At 62.4% G+C, this 20,949-nt stretch carries 20 protein-coding genes and 1 tRNA gene; 7 read left to right on the top strand and 14 right to left on the bottom strand.

Annotated elements, in window-relative coordinates; all coding sequences use genetic code 11:
* Positions 1-145 precede the first annotated feature (145 nt).
* Positions 146-2,209, top strand: coding sequence for a calcium-binding protein (locus V5F23_RS23395; protein WP_338496735.1), 2,064 nt, complete (start codon positions 146-148; stop codon positions 2,207-2,209).
* A 149-nt stretch (positions 2,210-2,358) separates the two neighbouring features.
* On the opposite strand, the gene ychF is transcribed toward V5F23_RS23395, so the two are convergent.
* The 8 genes from ychF to V5F23_RS23355 form a co-directional block, all read right to left on the bottom strand.
* Positions 2,359-3,459 carry a redox-regulated ATPase YchF gene (ychF, locus tag V5F23_RS23390; protein ID WP_047735974.1) on the bottom strand — a complete coding sequence of 367 codons (1,101 nt, stop codon included), beginning with the start codon at positions 3,457-3,459 and terminating at the stop codon, positions 2,359-2,361.
* Between the two features lie 23 nt (positions 3,460-3,482).
* The gene (gene pth, locus V5F23_RS23385) at positions 3,483-4,067 is read right to left on the bottom strand and encodes an aminoacyl-tRNA hydrolase (protein WP_047735973.1); all 585 of its coding nucleotides are present in this window, start codon (positions 4,065-4,067) and stop codon (positions 3,483-3,485) included.
* Positions 4,068-4,228: 161 nt separating this feature from the next.
* Positions 4,229-4,831 (bottom strand): 50S ribosomal protein L25/general stress protein Ctc, encoded by a 603-nt coding sequence (locus V5F23_RS23380; protein WP_042730406.1) that lies wholly within the window; start codon positions 4,829-4,831, stop codon positions 4,229-4,231.
* Between the two features lie 143 nt (positions 4,832-4,974).
* Positions 4,975-5,916: a ribose-phosphate pyrophosphokinase gene (locus tag V5F23_RS23375; protein WP_003171603.1), complete on the bottom strand. Its 942-nt coding sequence runs from the start codon at positions 5,914-5,916 to the stop codon at positions 4,975-4,977.
* Between the two features lie 47 nt (positions 5,917-5,963).
* Positions 5,964-6,038, bottom strand: a tRNA-Gln gene (locus V5F23_RS23370).
* Positions 6,039-6,075: 37 nt separating this feature from the next.
* On the bottom strand, positions 6,076-6,927 hold the full coding sequence (gene ispE / locus V5F23_RS23365; RefSeq protein WP_338496733.1) for a 4-(cytidine 5'-diphospho)-2-C-methyl-D-erythritol kinase: 852 nt from the start codon (positions 6,925-6,927) through the stop codon (positions 6,076-6,078).
* Position 6,928: 1 nt separating this feature from the next.
* On the bottom strand, positions 6,929-7,546 hold the full coding sequence (lolB, locus tag V5F23_RS23360; protein ID WP_042730408.1) for a lipoprotein insertase outer membrane protein LolB: 618 nt from the start codon (positions 7,544-7,546) through the stop codon (positions 6,929-6,931).
* A 4-nt stretch (positions 7,547-7,550) separates the two neighbouring features.
* Positions 7,551-9,275, bottom strand: coding sequence for a tetratricopeptide repeat protein (locus V5F23_RS23355; RefSeq protein ID WP_338496730.1), 1,725 nt, complete (start codon positions 9,273-9,275; stop codon positions 7,551-7,553).
* 172 nt (positions 9,276-9,447) lie between these two features.
* On the opposite strand from V5F23_RS23355, the gene hemA reads away from it, so the two are divergent.
* From hemA to V5F23_RS23325, 6 genes are all read left to right on the top strand, one after another.
* The gene (hemA, locus tag V5F23_RS23350) at positions 9,448-10,737 is read left to right on the top strand and encodes a glutamyl-tRNA reductase (protein ID WP_042730410.1); all 1,290 of its coding nucleotides are present in this window, start codon (positions 9,448-9,450) and stop codon (positions 10,735-10,737) included.
* On the top strand, positions 10,734-11,816 hold the full coding sequence (gene prfA / locus V5F23_RS23345) for a peptide chain release factor 1 (RefSeq protein WP_123579886.1): 1,083 nt from the start codon (positions 10,734-10,736) through the stop codon (positions 11,814-11,816). Before hemA ends, prfA begins: the two co-directional genes overlap by 4 nt.
* 14 nt (positions 11,817-11,830) lie before the next feature.
* A complete protein-coding gene (gene prmC / locus V5F23_RS23340; protein WP_123579885.1) occupies positions 11,831-12,661 on the top strand; it encodes a peptide chain release factor N(5)-glutamine methyltransferase in 831 nt (276 codons plus the stop codon).
* Positions 12,655-13,410, top strand: a complete 756-nt coding sequence (locus V5F23_RS23335) for a molybdopterin-synthase adenylyltransferase MoeB (protein ID WP_042730419.1) — start codon at positions 12,655-12,657, stop codon at positions 13,408-13,410. The genes prmC and V5F23_RS23335 overlap by 7 nt, the downstream gene beginning before the upstream one ends.
* On the top strand, positions 13,403-14,194 hold the full coding sequence (gene murI / locus V5F23_RS23330; protein WP_042730413.1) for a glutamate racemase: 792 nt from the start codon (positions 13,403-13,405) through the stop codon (positions 14,192-14,194). The genes V5F23_RS23335 and murI overlap by 8 nt, the downstream gene beginning before the upstream one ends.
* Positions 14,195-14,312: 118 nt before the next feature.
* The gene (locus V5F23_RS23325) at positions 14,313-14,831 is read left to right on the top strand and encodes an acyloxyacyl hydrolase (RefSeq protein WP_042730414.1); all 519 of its coding nucleotides are present in this window, start codon (positions 14,313-14,315) and stop codon (positions 14,829-14,831) included.
* Positions 14,832-14,965: 134 nt separating this feature from the next.
* On the opposite strand, the gene V5F23_RS23320 is transcribed toward V5F23_RS23325, so the two are convergent.
* From V5F23_RS23320 to V5F23_RS23295, 6 genes are all read right to left on the bottom strand, one after another.
* Complete coding sequence (locus V5F23_RS23320) at positions 14,966-15,271, bottom strand: YkgJ family cysteine cluster protein (RefSeq protein ID WP_042730415.1); 306 nt, start codon at positions 15,269-15,271, stop codon at positions 14,966-14,968.
* Positions 15,272-15,298: 27 nt separating this feature from the next.
* A complete protein-coding gene (locus tag V5F23_RS23315) occupies positions 15,299-16,069 on the bottom strand; it encodes an SDR family oxidoreductase (protein WP_338496725.1) in 771 nt (256 codons plus the stop codon).
* 141 nt (positions 16,070-16,210) lie between these two features.
* Positions 16,211-17,653: a deoxyribodipyrimidine photo-lyase gene (gene phrB / locus V5F23_RS23310; protein WP_338496724.1), complete on the bottom strand. Its 1,443-nt coding sequence runs from the start codon at positions 17,651-17,653 to the stop codon at positions 16,211-16,213.
* Positions 17,654-17,665: 12 nt separating this feature from the next.
* A complete protein-coding gene (locus tag V5F23_RS23305; RefSeq protein WP_042730417.1) occupies positions 17,666-18,604 on the bottom strand; it encodes a MerR family transcriptional regulator in 939 nt (312 codons plus the stop codon).
* On the bottom strand, positions 18,604-19,566 hold the full coding sequence (locus tag V5F23_RS23300) for a 2-thiouracil desulfurase family protein (RefSeq protein ID WP_338496722.1): 963 nt from the start codon (positions 19,564-19,566) through the stop codon (positions 18,604-18,606). Before V5F23_RS23300 ends, V5F23_RS23305 begins: the two co-directional genes overlap by 1 nt.
* Positions 19,567-19,840: 274 nt before the next feature.
* Complete coding sequence (locus V5F23_RS23295) at positions 19,841-20,827, bottom strand: NAD(P)/FAD-dependent oxidoreductase (RefSeq protein WP_047735967.1); 987 nt, start codon at positions 20,825-20,827, stop codon at positions 19,841-19,843.
* Between the last annotated feature and the right edge of the window lie 122 nt (positions 20,828-20,949).

Below are 20,949 nucleotides of genomic sequence, written 5' to 3'. Positions count from 1 at the left end.
GCCCGGCTCCTGAGCTCACCAGCGAAGCCAACCGGCCAGCACACGCCGCTCGTCGAGTGGGGCGCGTGGGCGCGTCGGGGCAGCGTGCAAATCCTGAACCCTTTACTAAAGTCACGGGTTCAGCTCCCCCTTAAAGGATTAAGCCATGGCAACCGCCGACAGTACGACGGAAAGTACCCATACCGTGAGAACGGGTCCTGGCACTGTCCAGGTCGATCTCAACGGCCTGTTCGACGATAACCAGAGCATCATTATTCAACCGGACGGCAAGATACTGATTGGCGGCTATACCGAATACCTAGCCTGGGGATACCCCGGGGCGCCCGGCGAGGAAAGCTACGGTTACGAACAGAACCACTGCGTTGTTCGCCTGAACGCCGATGGCAGCCTGGACACCGGCTTCCATGACGCAGGCATCGACATTGTCCCTGCCGCGATAGCCCCGGCGTCACGCTACGAGCTGACGGCGGTGCAGTCCGATGGCAAGGTGCTTGTCGCCGTGGCGCTGAATACCGGTATACAGGTGGAGCGCTACAACAGCGATGGGACGCGCGATGCAACCTTTGGCCAGGGCGGTGTCATGACGGTCGGCATCAGCCATGACTTCAAGGATATCGACCTGACGGCCAATACCGATGGCACCTTCCAGGTCAGTGCCCGCGGGTTTGACCAGGCCACCGTGACGAGGATCGGCGACGATGGCACGTTCGTCGATGGCTTTGGCGACAAAGGCGTGCTGACAGTGAACATCCCCGCCGACCCGTACTACAACGGAGGGATTTCGACGGCGGTGCAGGCCGACGGCGGTGTCGTGGTCGCAGCGGCCTACAATGCGGCCGGCATGGGAGAACCGACGTACGCCCTGCAGCGCTTCACCCCTGATGGTCAGCGGGACAGCCATTTCGGTGACAACGGCGTCCTTTACCTGAGCCCCGCCATGGGCTTCGGCGAAGACTCGGTGGTTACCCTGCAGGCGGACGGCAAGATCATTGTCATGGGCCATGTCGCAGGCGACCCCTGGGCTACCGTGGCGCGGCTTAACGCTGACGGTTCCTTTGATACCGGCTTTGGTGCCCATGGCAAGGTGACCTTCGAGGCGGACACCCCGGTGGCCTTGGCGGTACAAGCCGATGGCAAGATCGTGGCTGCCGGCACGAACAGCGGGGACTTCAGCGTCATTCGCTTGAACGCGGATGGCAGCGTAGATACCGGCTTCGGCAGCCAGGATGGCAATCTTCATGTGGAGGGGGACGCCGGCGAGGAAATCCTGCAAGGCTCCGATGCCGCCGAGATCATCCACGGCCTGGCGGGCGACGATGTGCTCCAGGGCAATGGCGGGCGCGATCTTCTGCAAGGGGGCGCTGGCGCTGACATCTTCCGTTTTACCGAACTGAGCGACAGCTTCCGTACCGATACGCAAAACAGCAGCGACCGGATCCTGGACTTCGATGCCTTCCAGGATCGCATCGACCTTATAGGCCTGGGCTTCATCGGCATCGGCAATGGTCACGACGCAACCTTGGCCGTGGTGGCCAGCGCCGACGGCACGCGCACCTACCTCAAGAGCTTCGATGCCGACGCCGCTGGGCAGCGGTTTGAGTTGGCCCTGGACGGCAATTGGGTGGGGCAGTTGAACGGCACCCACCTGGTGTTCACCGCGCCCACTGTAGAAGGTTCGGCTACCCAGGACACGATCACCGGTTCTGCCTTGTCGGAAATCATCTATGGCCTGGACGGTAATGATCGCATCAACGGCGGTGCGGGCGCAGATGTCATCATCGGCGGCAGGGGCGCTGACCGCCTCAACGGCGGCGACAGAACCGACCTCTCTCTCTGGACCGATCATCAGCAGAACGCCGACATTTTCCGCTATACCTCCACCGAGGACAGCTATCGCACGGACAGCCAGAGCTTCACCGACCTTATCGAAGGCTTCACGGTCGACGACAGGATCGATGTATCGGCGCTGGGCTATACCGGCTTCGGAGAGGGGACGGGCACGACGCTGAAGGTGGTTTACAACCAAGCATCGGATCGCACCTACCTGAAGGATGTAGAGGCGGATGCACAGGGCCACTGGTTCCAGATCGGCCTTGCTGGAGACTGGCGGGAAAGCCTTGACGAGGACCACATGATCTTCGCGCCTGATGCCGGGGTAGGGATGGTTGGCGTCGCGCCAGAGGTCGATCCAGGGCATCTGTTGACCTGATGCCTGCTCGAGACGGTCGCGTGGCGGTGGGTTGGCTGCCACGCGATGGCTTCATCCCTGTCGCCAGACAGCGAAAAGCCCCAATGAAGGGGCTTTTCAAACAGCAGCAGAGCTTTTTTCCTACTTCCGATTACGCAAGCAGGCAGGCATTAGACGTTGAAGCGGAAGTGCATCACGTCGCCGTCCTTGACCACGTATTCCTTGCCTTCCAGGCGCCATTTGCCGGCTTCCTTGGCACCGGCTTCACCCTTGAACTGGATGAAGTCGTTGTAGGCGATGACTTCGGCGCGGATAAAGCCTTTTTCGAAGTCGGTGTGGATCACGCCAGCGGCTTGCGGAGCGGTGGCACCGACGCGGACGGTCCAGGCGCGGACTTCTTCGACACCGGCGGTGAAGTAGGTCTGCAGGTGAAGCATCTCGTAACCGGCACGGATCACGCGGTTCAGGCCCGGCTCTTCCAGGCCGAGGGCTTCAAGGAACATGTCCTTCTCTTCGCCGTCGTCCAACTCGGCGATTTCCGCTTCGATCTTGTTGCAGACCGGAACGACCACGGCGCCTTCTTCTTCGGCGATGGCCTTGACCACGTCCAGGTGCGGGTTGTTTTCGAAGCCGTCTTCAGCGACGTTGGCGATGTACATCACCGGCTTGGTGGTCAGCAGGTGGAAGCCCTTGATCACCTGCTTCTCGTCGGCGCCCATGTTCTTCATCAGGCTGCGCGCAGGCTTGCCTTCGGTGAAGTGGGCGATCAGTTGCTCCAGCAGGCCTTTCTGGACCACGGCGTCCTTGTCGCCACCCTTGGCGTTGCGGGCGACTTTCTGCAGTTGCTTCTCGCAGCTGTCGAGGTCGGCGAAGATCAGTTCCAGGTCGATGATCTCAATGTCGCGTTTCGGGTCGACGCTGTTGGAGACGTGAATCACGTTCTCGTCTTCGAAGCAGCGCACCACGTGGGCGATGGCATCGGTTTCACGGATGTTGGCCAGGAACTTGTTGCCAAGGCCTTCGCCTTTCGAAGCACCGGCCACCAGGCCCGCGATGTCGACGAATTCCATGGTGGTCGGCAGGATGCGCTTGGGATTGACGATTGCCGCCAGGGCGTCCAGGCGCGCATCGGGCATCGGCACGATGCCGCTGTTCGGCTCGATGGTGCAGAAGGGGAAGTTCTCGGCCGCGATACCGGATTTGGTCAGGGCGTTGAACAGGGTGGACTTACCGACGTTAGGCAGGCCGACGATGCCGCAATTGAATCCCATGGTGTTTCCCCGAGGAGTGAGTGTCAGGCCTTCTGGCTGTGCAGGTTTTTCATCGCGCGGTTCCATTCACCGGCGAGGATATCCGGCAGCACGCCGAGGGCAAAGTCGATGCTGGCATCGAGTTTTTCCTGTTCGGCGCGAGGCGCACGACCCAGGACAAAGTTTGAAACCATGCTGGCAACGCCCGGGTGGCCAATGCCGAGCCGCAGGCGGTAAAAGGTATTCTGATTGCCCAGTTGCGCGATGATGTCGCGCAACCCGTTGTGACCGCCGTGGCCGCCGCCCTGCTTGAGCTTGGCAACGCCCGGAGGCAGGTCGAGTTCGTCGTGGGCCACCAGGATTTCTTCCGGCTTGATGCGAAAGAAACCAGCCAATGCCGCCACGGCCTGGCCGCTACGGTTCATGTAGGTGGTGGGAATCAACAGGCGAACATCCTGACCCTGGTGCGAGAAGCGCCCGGTCAGGCCGAAATATTTGCGATCGGCTGCCAGGCTGACGCCTTGTGCGTGCGCGATGCGCTCAACAAAAAGGGCCCCTGCGTTATGCCGGGTCTGTTCGTATTCAGCGCCTGGATTTCCCAAGCCAACGATCAGTTTTATGGCAGTCACGATAGGGGCCCTTCCTGGAGTGTGGATAACGTCGCGGTCAGTTCGAAGCGACAGTGGATGAACAGTGCGGATCTACCGTTAAGTAAACTTCGCGTTCTCGCCCGCTGTCTCGCTACGTTCCAGTCCGCGATGGTTCCGGTCACTCCGGCGACAGAGTGAAATTACTCTGCAGCGCCTTCTTCGGTAGCTTCTGGAGCAACACGTGGAGCGTGGACGTTGGCAACAGCCTTGTCATCGCCGTGTGCCAGGGCAACAAACTCAACGCCTTTAGGGGCCTTGAGGTCGGACAGGTGAATGATCGTGCCGATTTCGGCGTCAGCCAGGTCGACTTCGATGAATTCAGGCAGGTCTTTCGGCAGGCAGGACACTTCGATTTCCGAAGTCACGTGCGAGATTTCGCCGCCTTTCTTGACCGGAGCAGCTTCGTTGATGAAGTGCACTGGAACAACAGCAGTCAGCTTCTGACCGGCAACAACGCGGACGAAGTCGGCGTGCAGCACGTGGCCTTTGGCTGGGTGGCGTTGCAGGGCCTTGATCACGACGTTCTGCTTGGAACCACCTACGTTCAGCTCGATGATGTGGCTGTAGGCCGCTTCGTTTTCGAGCAGTTTGGCAACGTCTTTGGCCAGCATGCTGATGGACTCAGGGGCTTTGTCGCCACCGTAGACTACAGCTGGAACCAGGCTTGCGAGACGACGCAGGCGGCGGCTCGCACCTTTCCCCAGGTCGGAACGCACTTCAGCATTCAGAGTAAAATCGTTCATGTTGTATCTCCAGGATAACCATACTCGCCCCAGCGTTTGCGACCAGCGCTAAAGGCGATATGGGCAAAAAAGCCCCGCCCCGACAGTGAATGCCGGGGCGGGGCGCTTTTCGTCAACGAGATGTCATCGCGAGGGCAGGGCCCTTAGCGGAACATCGCGCTGATCGATTCTTCATTGCTGATGCGGCGAACCGCTTCGGCAACAACCGGTGCGATATCCAGTTGACGGATACGTGCACAGGCTTGTGCTGCTGCGGACAACGGGATGGTGTTGGTCACCACCAGTTCGTCCAGCACGGAATTTTCAATGTTCTCGATCGCCCGACCCGACAGCACAGGGTGTGTGCAGTAGGCAAAGACCTTGGCTGCGCCGTGCTCTTTCAGGGCCTTGGCCGCGTGGCACAAGGTGCCGGCGGTATCGACCATGTCGTCGACCAGGATACAGGTACGTCCTTCGACGTCGCCGATGATGTGCATCACTTCGGAGTGATTGGCCTTCTCACGACGTTTGTCGATGATACCCAGGTCCACGCCCAGGGATTTGGCAACGGCACGTGCACGCACGACACCGCCAATGTCCGGGGAGACGATCATCAGGTTTTCGAAGCGCTGGTCTTCAATGTCATCCACCAGAACGGGGGAGCCGTAGATGTTGTCCACGGGAATATCGAAGAAGCCCTGGATCTGGTCAGCGTGCAGGTCAACCGTGAGAACACGGTCGATGCCAACGACGGTGAGCATATCAGCCACGACTTTCGCGCTGATGGCCACACGTGCGGAACGCGGACGGCGATCCTGGCGGGCATAACCAAAGTAAGGAATAACAGCAGTGATACGAGTAGCCGAGGAACGGCGGAAGGCATCAGCCATCACGACGAGTTCCATCAGGTTATCGTTGGTCGGAGCGCAGGTCGGCTGAATAATGAAGACGTCTTTACCGCGAACGTTTTCATTGATCTCGGCAGTGATTTCGCCGTCGGAGAACTTACCGACAGAAATGTCACCGAGAGGGATATGCAGCTGACGTACGACACGCCGAGCCAGATCGGGGTTAGCGTTCCCCGTAAAGACCATCATCTTGGACACGCGCAGTACCTGAAGGCTGAGGGTATACCTGGATGAGTATAGGAAAATGGCAGGGGCGGCTGGATTCGAACCAACGCATGGCAGGATCAAAACCTGCTGCCTTACCGCTTGGCGACGCCCCTGTATCTGTTGCTGCGAGTGCCCAGCACTCGATTCCTTTTAGAGCAGACTTTGCAGCTTGCGGTGCAACATCGAAACGTTGCTTCCTTTTGCTACAAACCCTGTAAGGGTCTCTGTAAGAAGGGCCGAGACTTTATCAGCTTCAGCTTTGCTTGGGAAGCCCCCAAACACACAACTTCCAGTTCCGGTGAGTTTTGCTTCGGTAAATTTACCTAACAAATTCAAGGCGTTACGAACATCTGGATAACGCCTCGCTACCACCGGTAAGCAGTCATTTCGACTGTTTCCCTTGGGAACGGGGCGCACTTTAATGGGAGGAGAGTTACGTGTCAACAGTGGATCTGAAAAAATTTCTGCTGTACTTACAGAGACTTGCGGCACCAGTACCAGGTACCAGGGTTCTTCGGGCTCCACTGGCGTGAGTTTTTCCCCGACGCCCTCGGCAAAAGCGGCGTGCCCACGCACGAAAACCGGGACGTCGGCCCCCAGTTCCAGGCCCAGCGTCGCCAGTCGATCGGCGTCCCAACCCAGTTGCCAGAGGTGGTTGAGCCCGAGCAAAGTCGTCGCCGCGTTTGAACTGCCGCCGCCGATTCCGCCGCCCATGGGCAGGATTTTTTCGATCCAGATGTCGATGCCCAGCGCGCAGCCGGATTGTTCCTGGAGTTTTTTCGCGGCCCTGACGATCAGGTTGCTGTCATGGGGCACGCCCTCGAACTCGGTGTGCAGGCGAATCACGCCGTCGTCGCGCACGGCAAAAGTGATCTCGTCGCCGTAGTCGAGAAACTGGAAGATCGTTTGCAGTTCGTGATAGCCGTCCGGGCGACGCCCGAGGATGTGCAGCATCAGGTTGAGCTTGGCCGGCGAGGGCAGGGTCAGGCGCACAGCGGTCATGTCATTGCCCCAGCTTGCGCGGTTGCCACTGCTTGATCACCAGCGTCACGTCGAGGTTGCTGCCGTGCAGTTTGATGCGCTCGGGCAGCCAGTAGCCGTTCTGCTGGGCGTAGCTGAGGTATTCGATCTGCCAGTCGTCCTGCTCCAGGTTGGACAGGCGGCTGTCGGCGTCAAGGGTCAGGCGACTCTTGCTGTCCGGCGCCGGCAAGCCGCGTACCCACCAGGTCAGGTGGGAAACCGGCAATTTCCAGCCCAGTTGCTCTTCCAGCAAGGCTTCGGGCGTCGGCGCCTCGTAGCGCCCCTGGTTGGCCACTTCCAGCGCCACCTGGCCCGGCCGGCCGGTCAGGCGGGCCGCGCCGCGACCCAGCGGGCCCGACAGGCGAATGTCGTAGTAGTCCTGGCGCTGCAGCCAGAACAGCGTGCCGCTACCCGAATCCTTCGGTGCGCGGATGCCGATCTTGCCGTCGATCTGCCAGCCGTCGAGGCCGCTCAGTTGGGTCTTGTGCTCGCGCCACTGGGCCGGGTTGCCATGGCCCTGGACTGATTCACGGGCACCGAAGCCCGCGCAACCGGCGAGCAGGGCGATGAAGCTGAAAACGATGAAGTGGCGCAAAAACATGGTCTTAGAGGGTCTCTGATCCGGTCAGGCGTTTGATGGTACCGCGCAAGATCGGGCTGTCGGGCTGCTCCTTGAGGAAGCGGCTCCAGATCTGCCGGGCTTCGCGTTGTTTGCCGTTGGCCCACAGGACTTCGCCCAGGTGCGCGGCGACTTCCTGGTCGGGAAAACGCTCCAGGGCCTGGCGCAACAGGCGTTCGGCTTCGTCGAGATTGCCCAGGCGGAAGTTCACCCAACCCAGGCTGTCGAGCACGGCCGGGTCTTCCGGGTTGATCTGGTGGGCCTGTTCGATCAGCAACTTGGCTTCGTCGTAGCGGGTGGTGCGATCCGACAGGGTGTAGCCGAGGGCGTTCAGGGCCATGGCGTTGTCCGGGTCGCGCTGGATGATCAGGCGCAGGTCTTTCTCCATCTGGCCCAGGTCATTGCGTTTTTCCGCCTGCATGGCACGGGTGTACAGCAGGTTCAGGTCATCCGGGTACTGCTTCAAGGCTTGTTGCAGCACATTCCAGGCCTTGTCGCCCTGATTGTTGGCCGACAGGGTCTCGGCTTCGATCAGGTACAGCTGGATGCCGTAGTCCGGTTGGGCGTCGCGCTGCACGGCCAGGCGGCTCTGGGCCTCGCTGGTCTTGCCGTTGCCCATCAGGATATCGGCCTGGCGCAGCTGGGCCGGCAGGTAGTCGTTGCCCGGGCCGACCTGGGCGTATTCGATCAATGCGCTTTCGGGGTCGTTGCGTTCCTCGGCGATGCGTCCCAGGTTCAGGTGGGCCGAATCGACGTGGCTTTCCCTGGCGATCAGGTCTTCCAGATAGCCCCTGGCCTCGTCCCAGGCCTTGGCTTCCAGGCACACCAGCGCCAGGGAATAACGCAAGTCGTCGTCTTCCGGGTACTGCTGGACCAGGCTGGAGAACTCCACCTTGGCGTCGTCCATGCGGTTGTTCTCCACCAGCATGCGGGCGTAGGTGAGGCGCAGGCGTTTGTCGTCCGGGTACTTCTTGATGCTTTTTTCCAGCAGCGGCAGGGCTTCGTCACCGCGATTCAAGCCTTGCAGCAGGCGGGCGCGCAGCAGGATAGGCGCCACTTCGCCGGCTTCCGGCGGGTTGTCTTCCAGCAGGCTGAGGGCACCCTGGGTGTCGCCATCCTGTTGCATCAGCAGGGCCTTGCCAAAAATCAGCTGGCCGTTGTTCGGATGACGCTGCAACAGCCGATCGAAGCTTTTCATCAGGCCGTTGCGGGTTTCCTGGTCGGTGTCGGCTGCCGACAGCGCCAGGAAGTCGAAATGGGTGTCGCCCTCGCCCAGCAGGACTTTCTCCATGTACATCATGGAGTCGTCGTAGCGCCCGGCCCGCGCCAGTTGCACGGCGGCGGCGCGCTGCGCTTCCAGGTCGTCCGGGGCATTCTTGGCCCAGATCAGTGCGGTATCCAGCGCGGGCTGGTCGGCGCCCAGGTACTCGGCGATGCGAAACGCCCGCTCGGAGATGCCCGGGTCCTGGGTATTGATGGCCTGGGTCACATAGTTGTCCAGCGCAATGTCGAAGCGATTGCGCTGGCCTGCCAGTTCGGCGCTCAACAGGCTGAAGATGGTTTCTTCGCTGAACGAGCCGTAGACCTTGGGCTTTTCAGGGGCTTGCGTGCTGTCTTCGACCGGTGGGGAACCGTCTGTCGACACGGGGGCCATGGACTGGCAGCCGCTGAGCAAGGCAAGAGCGAGGAACAACGCGGAAGATCTATTCATATAGGAAGAGGACGACTAACCTGCGGTCGGATCATCATGACACAAGCCTTCGGTCAAACATAACCGCCCCGTCGATTTACGCGCGGGTGTCGGGCGATAGAGATCGAGTGGTTGTTCTGAATCTGGCGAAGTAGGACAATTGCCGGCTTCACGTCACCATCAGCGACCTTGAATGGCCTTCCTTGCACTTGGTATTAACCACAAGACTGCTTCAGTAGACGTCCGCGAGCGCGTGGCCTTTACGCCTGAGCAGCTGGTTGAGGCCCTGCAGCAGCTCTGCCGACTGACCGACAGCCGCGAAGCCGCGATCCTCTCCACCTGCAACCGCAGCGAGCTTTATATAGAACAGGATCATGTTTCGGCCGATTCGGTACTGCGCTGGCTGGCCGGTTTTCACGACCTGAGCCTCGAAGAGCTGCGTGCCAGTGCCTATGTGCACGAAGACGATGCGGCCGTTCGTCACATGATGCGCGTGGCCTCGGGCCTCGATTCGCTGGTACTGGGCGAGCCGCAGATCCTCGGCCAGATGAAGTCGGCCTACGCCGTGGCCCGCGAGGCCGGAACCGTTGGCCCGCTGCTGGGGCGGCTGTTCCAGGCCACGTTCAACGCCGCCAAGCAGGTGCGCACCGACACTGCCATCGGCGAGAACCCGGTGTCCGTGGCGTTTGCCGCCGTCAGCCTGGCGAAACAGATTTTCAGCGACCTGCAACGCAGCCAGGCGCTGCTGATCGGCGCCGGCGAGACCATCACCCTGGTCGCCCGCCATCTTCACGACCTGGGGGTCAAGCGCATCGTCGTCGCCAACCGGACCCTGGAGCGCGCCAGTATCCTGGCCGAACAGTTCGGCGCCCACGCGGTGCTGCTGTCGGACATTCCCGCCGAGCTTGTGCACAGCGACATTGTCATCAGCTCCACCGCCAGCCAATTGCCGATCCTGGGCAAGGGCGCGGTGGAAAGCGCCCTGAAGCTGCGCAAGCACAAACCGATCTTCATGGTCGACATCGCCGTTCCACGGGACATCGAACCGGAAGTCGGCGAGCTGGACGACGTTTACCTCTACAGCGTCGACGACCTGCACGAGGTGGTGGCCGAGAACCTCAAGAGTCGGCAGGGCGCGGCCCAGGCGGCGGAAGAGATGATCACCGTCGGCGCCGAGGACTTCATGGTGCGCCTGCGCGAGCTGGCGGCGGTGGATGTGCTCAAGGCGTACCGTCAGCAGAGCGAACGCCTGCGCGACGAAGAACTGCAAAAGGCCCAGCGCCTGCTGGCCAACGGCGGCAGTGCCGAAGAGGTGTTGGTGCAACTGGCGCGCGGCCTGACCAACAAACTGCTCCACGCCCCCAGTGTCCAGCTCAAGAAGCTGACCGCCGAGGGCCGTCTCGATGCGCTGGCCATGGCCCAGGAACTGTTTGCCCTCGGTGAGGGTTCACCGGATAGCTTTTCGGATAAAAAAACGCAATGAAAGCGTCACTGCTCAACAAGCTGGACATTCTCCAGGACCGCTTCGAAGAACTGACCGCCTTGTTGGGCGACGGCGAAGTCATTTCCGACCAGAACAAATTTCGCGCCTATTCCAAGGAGTACGCGGAGGTCGAGCCGATTGTCGTGGCTTACAAGCAGTTGCTCAAGGTGCAGGGCGACCTTGAAAGCGCCCAGGCGCTGCTCAAGGACAGCGACCCGGACCTGCGGGAAATGGCGGTGGAGGAAGTCCGCGAGGCCAAGGAACAGTTGATCGAGCTGGAAAGCCGCCTGCAACGCATGCTGTTGCCCAAGGACCCGAACGACGGGCGCAACGTGTTCCTGGAGATTCGCGCCGGCACCGGTGGCGACGAGGCGGCGATCTTTTCCGGCGACCTGTTCCGCATGTATTCGCGTTACGCCGAACGGCGCGGCTGGCGCGTGGAGATCCTCTCGGAAAACGAAGGCGAACACGGCGGCTATAAGGAAGTCATCGCCAGGGTCGAGGGCGACAACGTCTATGGCAAGCTCAAGTTCGAATCCGGCGCCCACCGCGTGCAACGCGTGCCGGCCACCGAATCCCAGGGCCGGATCCACACCTCGGCCTGTACCGTGGCGGTGTTGCCCGAGCCGGACGAGCAGGAAGCCATCGAGATCAACCCGGCGGACCTGCGGATCGACACCTACCGTTCTTCCGGGGCGGGCGGCCAGCACGTCAACAAGACCGACTCGGCGATCCGCATCACGCACTTGCCCTCGGGCATCGTGGTCGAGTGCCAGGAAGAGCGCTCCCAGCACAAGAACCGGGCGCGGGCCATGGCCTGGTTGTCGGCCAAACTCAATGACCAGCAGACCAGCGCCGCCGCCAACGCCATCGCCAGCGAGCGAAAATTGCTGGTGGGCTCCGGGGATCGTTCCGAGCGGATCCGCACCTACAACTTCGCCCAGGGCCGGGTCACCGACCATCGCGTCAACCTGACCCTGTATTCCCTCGACGACATTCTTGCCGGCGGGGTCGATGCGGTCATCGAGCCGTTGCTGGCCGAGTACCAGGCCGACCAGTTGGCGGCGATTGGCGATTAAGCACAGGTGAACACATGACCATCATCGCCAGTTTGTTACGCGCCGCCGAGTTGCCGGATTCACCCACGCCGCGTCTGGATACCGAGTTGTTGCTGGCGGCTGCGCTGGGTAAGTCCCGCAGCTTCCTGCACACCTGGCCCGAGCGGATCGTGCCGAGCGAAGCCGCGCTGCTGTTCTCCGAATACCTGCGCCGCCGCCGTTCCGGCGAGCCGGTGGCCTACATCCTGGGGCAACAGGGCTTCTGGAAGCTCGACCTGGAAGTCGCCCCCCATACATTGATCCCGCGTCCCGACACCGAACTGCTGGTGGAAACCGCGCTGACCTTGTTGCCGGCCGCACCGGCGCGGGTCCTCGACCTCGGCACCGGCAGCGGCGCCATCGCCCTGGCATTGGCCAGCGAGCGCCCGGCCTGGCAGGTGACAGCGGTAGACCGGGTGCTGGAGGCCGTGGCCCTGGCCGAGCGCAATCGCCAGCGCCTGGACCTGCGCAACGTCACGGTGCTGAGCAGCCACTGGTTCAGTGCGCTGGAAGGCGAGCGGTTCGGGCTGATCATCAGCAACCCCCCCTACATTGCCGCCACCGATCCGCACCTGGCCGAAGGCGACGTGCGTTTCGAGCCGGCCAGTGCGCTGGTGGCCGGCCAGGACGGGCTGGATGACCTGCGCGACATCATTGCCCAGGCACCGGCCCATCTCGAACCCGGCGGCTGGCTGATGCTCGAGCATGGGTACGACCAGGCCGCGGCGGTGCGAGACCTGTTGCAGGCCCAAGGCTTGCGCGAGGTCCACAGCCGCAAGGACCTGGGCGGCCATGAACGCATCAGCCTGGGGTGCCTGCCGTGCTGAACGATCAGGAATTATTGCGCTACAGCCGGCAGATTCTGCTGCAACACGTCGACATCGACGGTCAGTTGCGCCTCAAGCAGAGCCGTGTATTGATCGTCGGCCTTGGTGGTCTCGGCGCACCGGTGGCGCTGTACCTGGCGGCCGCCGGCGTTGGCGAACTGCACTTGGCGGATTTCGACACGGTTGACCTGACCAACCTGCAACGCCAGGTCATCCACGACACCGACAGCGTCGGTCTGGGCAAGGTCGACTCGGCGATGCGGCGCCTGGCGGCGATCAATCCCGAGGTTCGATTGGTGCCGCACCGGGCAGCGATGGATGCCGACAGCCTGGCCGCCGCGGTCGCGACCGTGGATCTGGTGCTCGACTGCTCCGACAATTTTTCCACCCGCGAAGCGGTGAACGCCGCCTGTGTCGCGGCAGGCAAGCCCCTGGTGAGCGGCGCGGCGATTCGCCTGGAAGGGCAGTTGTCGGTCTTCGACCCACGGCGCGCCGAAAGCCCTTGCTACCACTGCCTCTACGGCCACGGCAGCGAGGCCGAGCTGACGTGCAGCGAAGCCGGGGTGCTGGGGCCCCTGGTCGGGCTGGTCGGCAGCCTGCAGGCCCTTGAAGCCTTGAAGCTGCTGGTGGGCTTTGGCGAGCCGCTGGTGGGTCGCTTGCTGCTGATCGATGCCCTGGGCTCGCGGTTTCGCGAACTGCGGGTCAAGCGCGATCCCGGTTGCAGCGTCTGCGGTGGCCGTCATGAGTGAAGCGCCGGTCGGCGTGATGGACTCCGGTGTTGGCGGGCTCTCGGTGCTGGGGGAGATCCGGCGGCTGTTGCCCAATGAATCCCTGCTCTACGTTGGCGACTGTGGGCATATTCCCTACGGCGAGAAGAGCCCGGAATACATCCGCCAGCGCTGCGCGGTCATTGCGGACTTTCTCCTGGGCCAAGGCGCGAAGGCACTGGTGGTGGCCTGCAACACTGCAACGGTGGCGGCGGTGGCCGACCTGCGTCGCGACTTCCCGCAGTGGCCCATCGTTGGCATGGAGCCGGCGGTCAAGCCGGCGGCGGCCGCCACCCGCAGCGGCATCGTCGGTGTGCTGGCTACCACGGGCACCTTGCAGAGCGCCAAGTTCGCGGCGCTGCTCGACCGCTTTGCCGCCGATGTGCGGGTCATCACCCAGCCGTGCCCGGGGCTGGTGGAAATGATCGAGGCGGGGGACTTGCACAGCCCGGCCCTGCGTCAACTGTTGCAACACTACGTCGAGCCGTTGCTCGCCGCCGGATGCGACACATTGATCCTGGGCTGCACCCACTATCCATTCCTCAAGCCGCTGCTCCAGGAAATGATTGCGCCGCACATCAGCCTGATCGACACCGGTGCCGCCGTGGCCCGTCAGCTCCAGCGCCTGCTGGCGGATCGGGCGCTGCTGGCCGAAGGGCCGCCCAGCGAAACTCAATTCTGGAGTAGCGCAGACCCGACACATTTAGGAAAAATCCTACCAATGCTATGGCAATCGTCTGGCGTTGTGCGAAGCTTCGGCCTGTAAGAAAATGTGAAAATTCTGTAAAAAGTGCTGAACTTCTGCTTCAGCGCGGATTTCTATAGCTTTGTCTGTTTGTAACAAAAAACTAACTACTAAGTCTGTTCGGAAAAGGATGTTTCTAATGAAGCGCTTATTCTGCTTTGCCGCGCTTGCGGCTGCACTACTGGGGCACACCTACACCGCACAGGCGGCTGGCGTGGAGTTTGGCATTGGCCAGACCAGCGATTCGACCATGACGTATCGTTTGGGGATGCAGTTCGATTGGGATAAAAGCTGGTTGCAGAGCGATGTCGGCCGTCTGACCGGCTACTGGAGCGGTGCCTACACCTATTGGGAAGGTGACGAGACTTCCAGCAACCACAGCCTGTCGTTCTCGCCGGTATTCGTTTATGAGTTCGCCGGTGAGAATGTGAAGCCTTACATCGAGGCGGGTGTCGGCGTTGCGTTGTTTGCCAACACTGAAGTGGAGAGCAACAAGCTCGGCACGGCATTCCAGTTTGAAGACCGTATCGGCCTCGGCCTGCGCTTCAATGGCGGGCATGAAGTGGGCATTCGCGCCACGCATTACTCCAACGCTGGCATCAAGTCGACCAACGACGGTGTGGAAAGCTTCGCGCTTCACTACACAATGCCGCTGTAACGTCATACCGCAAGACCCTCACTGTGGACGCGAGCTTGCTCGCGAAGAGGTTGAATCAGGTACCGTCAGGGTGCCTGGCGAATCCTCTTCGGGGGCAGGCGCGCTGCCACAGGTTTATTGCAGATAAGTCTGTCCTAGCGATACGCCGTCGCAATTGCCTTGCGCTCTTCAATGCACTCCGGTGCGCCCATCTCGAACTCGCGGCAGATCAGTGGGCGTTTCTCGTAGATCGTGCACATCATGCTGTCGCGGTCCAGGGCTGCGCACCAGCCGTCGTCGAGCCGCCGCATGACTTCCCCGCCCCAATCATCGGTGTCGATGAAACGCTCCGGCACCCCGGTGTCAGTGATCAGCATCACTTCCAACTGGCAGCAGCATGCCGCACACGTCGAACACGTGACGGCGGGTGTGGCGATGTCATGGAGGGGGATGGTTTTCATGCGCGCAGTGTAAGGCAACCGGGGTGCTCAGGGTTGACCCTTGATCGGCGACCGGTTTGTCGAGTCCCCGGGGGCGGCCTGGGCCTGACGGCCGTTGGCGGCAGTCGATAGCGGCCAGAGTGACGACACGAACGAGACCGAGAGTGTCACTTCGGCCGGGCGTTCTGCCAATTGACCGAGCAGGTAGGTCGCGGCATCGCCTGCCGACCAATGGGCCGGCTTGGGGAAACAGTCGTCGACGCTCAGTGACGCACTGTCGACCCCTGGAGTGACCAGCGTCACGTCGGTCCCCTCGGCGACCAATGTCTGGCGAGCCGTCTCGAACAGTTCGCGCAACGAACTGCCACCGGCGGCTTGCAAGGACGTCAGGTAGGTCACGGGGCTGGTAAGGCCCACCAGGTGCGGATAGCTGCCAGCGCCCAGCAATGGCCGGGCCGTCTCGATGCAGAAGCTGGCGGCCAGCAGGTTGCTGCGCACGATGTGCTCGATCATCGTCTGTTCCAAGGGCTGCCCGTGGACGTATTCGGCGGTGCCGGCGTTTAGGATCACCCGGTCCAGGGCGCCCCATTGCCGGGCGATCGTCTCGCCGATCTCGCGCACGGTCTGGCTGTCACTGAGGTTGCCGGGCACGGCGAGGACTTGTCCTGGATAACGGGCCGAAAGGGCTTCGCACGCTTGTGCCGAGCAGGCACTGACTGCCACGCGGGCGCCGGTTTCGAGTATCGCTTCGGCCAATGCAGCGCCAATGCCGTTGCCGGCACCGGTCAACCAATACCGAGGGAGCGAACTTCGATCCATTCCATACTCCTTTTTTCGAAAGGCCGCGTGCTGGTTGATAGGGGTCTCGCGTGAAGTCCATGTGATTAGTAAGACTATAAGCCTGGGCCCTAAATAAACACTGTTTACGCCAATTATTTATGTTCGCTAATCGCACAGCGGCTAAACGGCAGTGTCCTGCCTTTTCGGCAGGTTCTTGAACGCTGCCAGGGCCCGCGCGCGGGACTGGCCAAGATCGACGATTGGCGCGGGATAGTCCACCGCGCTGAACAGATCGCCCCCGTTCCGGCGGTTTGGGTTATGGACCTGCTGGTTGTCCAGATCGTTCAGTTGCGGCAGCCAGTGCTTGATGAACCGCCCTTCAGAGTCGAACTTCTCCGACTGGCTCAACGGGTTGAAGATGCGGAACCAGGGGGACGCATCCGTGCCGGTGGACGCGCTCCACTGCCAGCCGCCGTTGTTGGCCGCCAAGTCGCCGTCGATCAGGTGCTGCATGAAGAAGCGCTCGCCTTCACGCCAGTCGATCAGCAGGTTCTTGGTCAGGAACATGGCGACGACCATGCGCAAGCGGTTGTGCATCCAGCCGGTTTCCAGCAATTGGCGCATGGCCGCGTCAATGATCGGCAGGCCGGTGCGGGCCTGCTTCCAGGCGGCCAGTTCCTGCGGGGCGTCGCGCCAGGCCAAGGCTTCGGTTTCCAGACGAAACGCGCGATGGCGGGAGACGCGTGGGTAGCCCACCAGGATATGTTTATAGAACTCGCGCCAGAGCAGTTCATTGATCCAGGTGACCGCGCCGGCGCTGCCGCTCTCGAACTCGCCCCGGTTGGCTTGCAACGCAGCGTTCAGGCACTGGCGCGGCGAAACCACGCCGGCCACCAGGTAGGCCGACAGTTGGCTGGTGCCGGATTTGGCGGGAAAGTCCCGCTCGCTTTGGTAATAGTCGATCTGCTGGTCGACGAACGTATCGAGGCGCCGCCGGGCTTCCTGCTCACCGGCGGGCCAGAGTGCCCTCAGCGCCTGGCCGGGACGCTCGAAGCCTTCGACGTGCGTCGGCACCGGGTCACTGGCAATGCTGGTGGGGGCCTGGCGGACCGGTGCAGGCACCAGGCCCGGCAGCGAAAAGTGCAGACGGCTGTAGCACACCTTGCGGAACTGGCTGAACACCTGGAAGTAATTGCCGGTCTTGGTCAGTACGCTGCCGGGCTTGAACAGCACCTGGTCGATGTGGCTGTGGAAGTCGATGCCTTCCCCGGCCAGGGCCTGGGCGACCTCGGCGTCGCGCCGGGTTTCGTTCAGGCCGTATTCCTCGTTGATGTGAACGGCGCTGATCTTCAATTCCCGGCACAGCGTGAGCAGCACCTGCGGCGCCTGGTCCCAGTGCGCAGCGGTGCGGATCAGCAGGGGAATGTTCAGGTTGCCCAGGCTTGCGCTCAGCGACGCGAGGTTGCGCAGCCAGAAATCGATCTTGCACGGGGCATCGTCATGGGCGCGCCATTGCTCTGGGCTCAGCAGGTACACCGCTACAACGGGGCCCTTGGCTGCGGCGGCCGCCAGGGCGGTGTTGTCGTGCAGACGCAGGTCACTGCGTAGCCAGATCAATTGCATGTTGTTTTCCATTCAAAGAAGTTCTCGGCGGCTCAGTTCGTGGTAGGCCGATAGCGGGTCTTCGGCCCAGGCCACGTCGATCGCCGACACACCGGTGGATAACCGCGCGTGGTGAATCGAAGCGGCCGGGCCGGCAATGATGATCGGGCAGGCGACACCGACCAGCAGCCGGGGCAGTTGCGACAGGTTGATGGCGTTGCTGGCGTACAGCAGCACGCCGCGAGCCCCGAGGCGCTCGACCGCCAGGGCCAGTTCGCCTGGCGGGATCGGACCGTCGAACACTTCCACCGGGCAATCGGCGCTGCTGACAAGCCAGGCGGTGAGCCACAGGTGCGGCTCCAGGACCTGGTCCGAATGGTTGACCAGCAGCAACGGCGCGCCGCGCAACTGGCGGTTGTTGTGATAGATACGGCTGCCGAATTTGCTGCGCAGCCACGAGTGCAGGAAGACCCGTTCCAACTGCGCCCCGAACTGGCCCTGCCAGCGCAACTGCAGGTCGGCCAACAACGGCAACAGCAATTGCTCGCACACGGTCCGGGGCGGGTAGAGGGCCATGGCCTGGTTGACCAGGTCGTCGATCTGCCGCTCGGCCAGTTGCGTCACCGCCTGCACCAGGGCGTGACGCTGGCGTTGCCAGTCGTTTTCCAACGGTTCGGCGGCCGGCTGCGGGGTGTCGAGCAAGGGCTTGATCTTGCTGACGGCCACGCCGCGGTTGATCCAGGTGAGGATGCTCTGGATCTGCTGGACATGCTCGGCGTTGAACAGTCGGTGGCCCTTGGGGGTGCGGTGCGGCACGATCAAGCCGTAGCGACGCTCCCAGGCACGCAACGTGACGGCGTTGACGCCGGTTTGCCGGGCGACTTCACGGATCGGCAGCCAGCCTTGCGCCAAGGCTTCGGCGAAATCCGTCCCGAGGTCTTCGCTGGCACTGGAATCGGTTGGGCGCTTCATCAGATGGCGTTTCGCAGGCTGAGGTTTTCCGGGTGCGGTTGCAGGTAGACCTGCTGCGCCAGGTACGGGTCGGGATGCAGGCGCAAGTGATGCTTGAGCAGGGTCAGCGGCACCACCAGGGGCACGATGCCGAGGCGATACTGCCCGATGAGGTGCTGCACCTCCTGTTTGTCCTCCGTGCCGATGGCCCGCTTGAGGTAACCGCTCAGGTGTTGCAGCACGTTGGTGTGAGTGCGGCGGGTGGCGCATTTTTTCAGGGCGCTCATCAGCGCGCTGAAGTAACGTCGGCCCAGTTCATCGGGGTCTTCCTTGCCCATGTTGCCCAGCCAATTGCCCAGGGCTTTGTATTGCGCCGGGTTGTGGGCCATCAGCAGGTATTTGTGGCGCGAATGGAAGTCGATCAGGTCGCGGCGGGTCAGGCCCTGGCGACGCAAGGGCTGCCAGGCGGCATAGGCGAACACCCGTGTGAGGAAGTTCTCCCGCAGCACGGGGTCGTTGAGGCGACCGTCTTCTTCCACCGGCAAGTCGGGATGGCGTTCGCAGAAGGCCTGGGCGTAGACACCGCGCCCGCCACCGTCCTGAGGCGCCCCGTCGGGGGCGTAGACCTTGACCCGTTCCAAGCCGCAGGATGGGGATTTCTGCATGAAGATGTAGCCGCAGATGTCATCCAGCTCCCCGGCCATCTGCCGCCCGTAATCGGCCAGCGGTTGCGTGACGTCGAGCTCGCGATTGACCGTGCCCACCGCATTTGGCGCTGTGGGGTTGCCTACCAGGCGGATAGGCTCACGGGGGATGCCCAGGCCGATGGCGACTTCGGGGCACACCGGCACGAAATCGAAGTAATCGACCAGGGTGCGACTGCACAACGGCGATTGCTTGTGCCCGCCGTTGTAGCGCACTTCGGCGCCCATGAGGCAGGCGCTGATGGCGATTTTTGGTTTGGCGACGGCTTCGTTGGGCATGGGCACCTCGGATGACATAATCTTGTACAGGTAGTGAAATTTGTACAATATGTTTCATCATAGAGGTGAAGTTGTACAAGTCAAACGGTTTTGCCGACCTGAGGGCAGCCAGGCGTCTTCGTGCGTGTACGAGCGAGCTCGCGATAGCGGTGGACCTGCCAACAGCATTGTCGGCTTGAGAACCGCTTTCGCGAGCAGGCGGGCATGGGCGATGTTTTTTCAAAGAGGGGCTGCTGTCTGTTTCGACAGCAGCGGGCAGGGCGGGTGAGGCGGTTTACTGCAGGCTGGCGTGCAAGCGACGAGCGGCTTCCTGGCCGCTGAGCCAGGCCCCTTCGACCCGGCCGGACAGGCACCAGTCGCCGCACACGTACAGGCCCAGGTCGGCATCGGCCAGGGCGCCCCATTCATGGCTGCCGGCGGGGCGGGCGTAGAGCCAGCGGTGGGCCACGCTGAAGTGCGGCGCGGGCATGGCGCTGTGCAACAGTTCGGCGAAGGCGCCGTGCAGGTGCTCGATCACCGCCTCCTTGGACAGGTCGATGTGCTGCCGGCTCCAGTCGCTGGTGGCGTGCAGCACCCAGGTGTCGAGCGTGCTGTCGCGCCCCGGCTTGCTGCGGTTGCGGGCCAGCCAGTCGAGGGGGCTGTCTTGTACGAAGCAACCTTCCATGGGGGTGTCCAGCGGCGTTTCGAAGGCCAGGGCCACCGCCCAGGTCGGGTCCATTTTCACGCCGGCCGCCACGCCGGCCAGCTTCGGTACGGCCGCCAGCAGGGCGGTGGCCTGGGGCGCCGGGGTGGCAATCACCACCTGGCCGAAGGGGCCGTGGGTGAAGCCTTCGGCGTCCTGCAGATGCCAGTGTTCCTGGCCGCGATACACCTCGGTGATCCGGCAGGAAAACTGCACTTGCAGCGTGCCGAGCAGGGCCCGGGTTATGGCGCTCATACGGGGCGTGCCGACCCAGCGGGTCTGCTCGTCCGGCGAGGGGCTCAGTTGCCCGCCTTGGAAATTGTAGAGTTGCGGGTTCCATTCCGCGGCCCAGCCATTGGCTTGCCAGCGCTGCACTTCCGTGACGAAGCGCCGGTCGCGGGCGGTGAAGTACTGGGCGCCCATGTCCAGCGCGCCGGCGTCGCTGCGCTTGCTGGACATGCGTCCGCCGCTGCCATGGCTTTTATCGAAGAGTTGAACGATGTGCCCGGCCTCCGTCAGGGCCTGGGCGGCTGAGAGTCCGGCGATGCCGGTGCCGATGATTGCGATAGGTACAGTCATGAGGGCCTCGTTTACCTTTTCTGTACAGACTACGCCGTCGTTTAAACCTGTACAATTCGGGTTTTTGGTATAAGTTTTACCGTTCGCGTTCGGATAGGTTGTCCTATTGTTAAACACAGACC

It is taken from the genome of Pseudomonas sp. WP18 (assembly GCF_036689585.1).
GTDB classification, from domain to species: Bacteria; Pseudomonadota; Gammaproteobacteria; order Pseudomonadales; family Pseudomonadaceae; genus Aquipseudomonas; species Aquipseudomonas chlororaphis_E.
This window is presented reverse-complemented; position numbering and strand designations above follow the sequence as displayed.

What these genes read in the sequence shown, in the direction of transcription:
- hemA (WP_042730410.1), top strand. Translation starts at nt 9,448, where the DNA reads ATGGCCTTCCTTGCACTTGGTATTAACCACAAGACTGCTTCAGTAGAC.
- V5F23_RS23300 (WP_338496722.1), bottom strand. Translation starts at nt 19,566, where the DNA reads ATGCCCAACGAAGCCGTCGCCAAACCAAAAATCGCCATCAGCGCCTGC.
- V5F23_RS23355 (WP_338496730.1), bottom strand. Translation starts at nt 9,275, where the DNA reads ATGAATAGATCTTCCGCGTTGTTCCTCGCTCTTGCCTTGCTCAGCGGC.
- phrB (WP_338496724.1), bottom strand. Translation starts at nt 17,653, where the DNA reads ATGCAATTGATCTGGCTACGCAGTGACCTGCGTCTGCACGACAACACC.
- lolB (WP_042730408.1), bottom strand. Translation starts at nt 7,546, where the DNA reads ATGTTTTTGCGCCACTTCATCGTTTTCAGCTTCATCGCCCTGCTCGCC.
- V5F23_RS23380 (WP_042730406.1), bottom strand. Translation starts at nt 4,831, where the DNA reads ATGAACGATTTTACTCTGAATGCTGAAGTGCGTTCCGACCTGGGGAAA.
- murI (WP_042730413.1), top strand. Translation starts at nt 13,403, where the DNA reads ATGAGTGAAGCGCCGGTCGGCGTGATGGACTCCGGTGTTGGCGGGCTC.
- ychF (WP_047735974.1), bottom strand. Translation starts at nt 3,459, where the DNA reads ATGGGATTCAATTGCGGCATCGTCGGCCTGCCTAACGTCGGTAAGTCC.
- V5F23_RS23325 (WP_042730414.1), top strand. Translation starts at nt 14,313, where the DNA reads ATGAAGCGCTTATTCTGCTTTGCCGCGCTTGCGGCTGCACTACTGGGG.
- ispE (WP_338496733.1), bottom strand. Translation starts at nt 6,927, where the DNA reads ATGACCGCTGTGCGCCTGACCCTGCCCTCGCCGGCCAAGCTCAACCTG.
- V5F23_RS23295 (WP_047735967.1), bottom strand. Translation starts at nt 20,827, where the DNA reads ATGACTGTACCTATCGCAATCATCGGCACCGGCATCGCCGGACTCTCA.
- prfA (WP_123579886.1), top strand. Translation starts at nt 10,734, where the DNA reads ATGAAAGCGTCACTGCTCAACAAGCTGGACATTCTCCAGGACCGCTTC.
- V5F23_RS23320 (WP_042730415.1), bottom strand. Translation starts at nt 15,271, where the DNA reads ATGAAAACCATCCCCCTCCATGACATCGCCACACCCGCCGTCACGTGT.
- prmC (WP_123579885.1), top strand. Translation starts at nt 11,831, where the DNA reads ATGACCATCATCGCCAGTTTGTTACGCGCCGCCGAGTTGCCGGATTCA.
- V5F23_RS23305 (WP_042730417.1), bottom strand. Translation starts at nt 18,604, where the DNA reads ATGAAGCGCCCAACCGATTCCAGTGCCAGCGAAGACCTCGGGACGGAT.
- V5F23_RS23315 (WP_338496725.1), bottom strand. Translation starts at nt 16,069, where the DNA reads ATGGATCGAAGTTCGCTCCCTCGGTATTGGTTGACCGGTGCCGGCAAC.
- V5F23_RS23395 (WP_338496735.1), top strand. Translation starts at nt 146, where the DNA reads ATGGCAACCGCCGACAGTACGACGGAAAGTACCCATACCGTGAGAACG.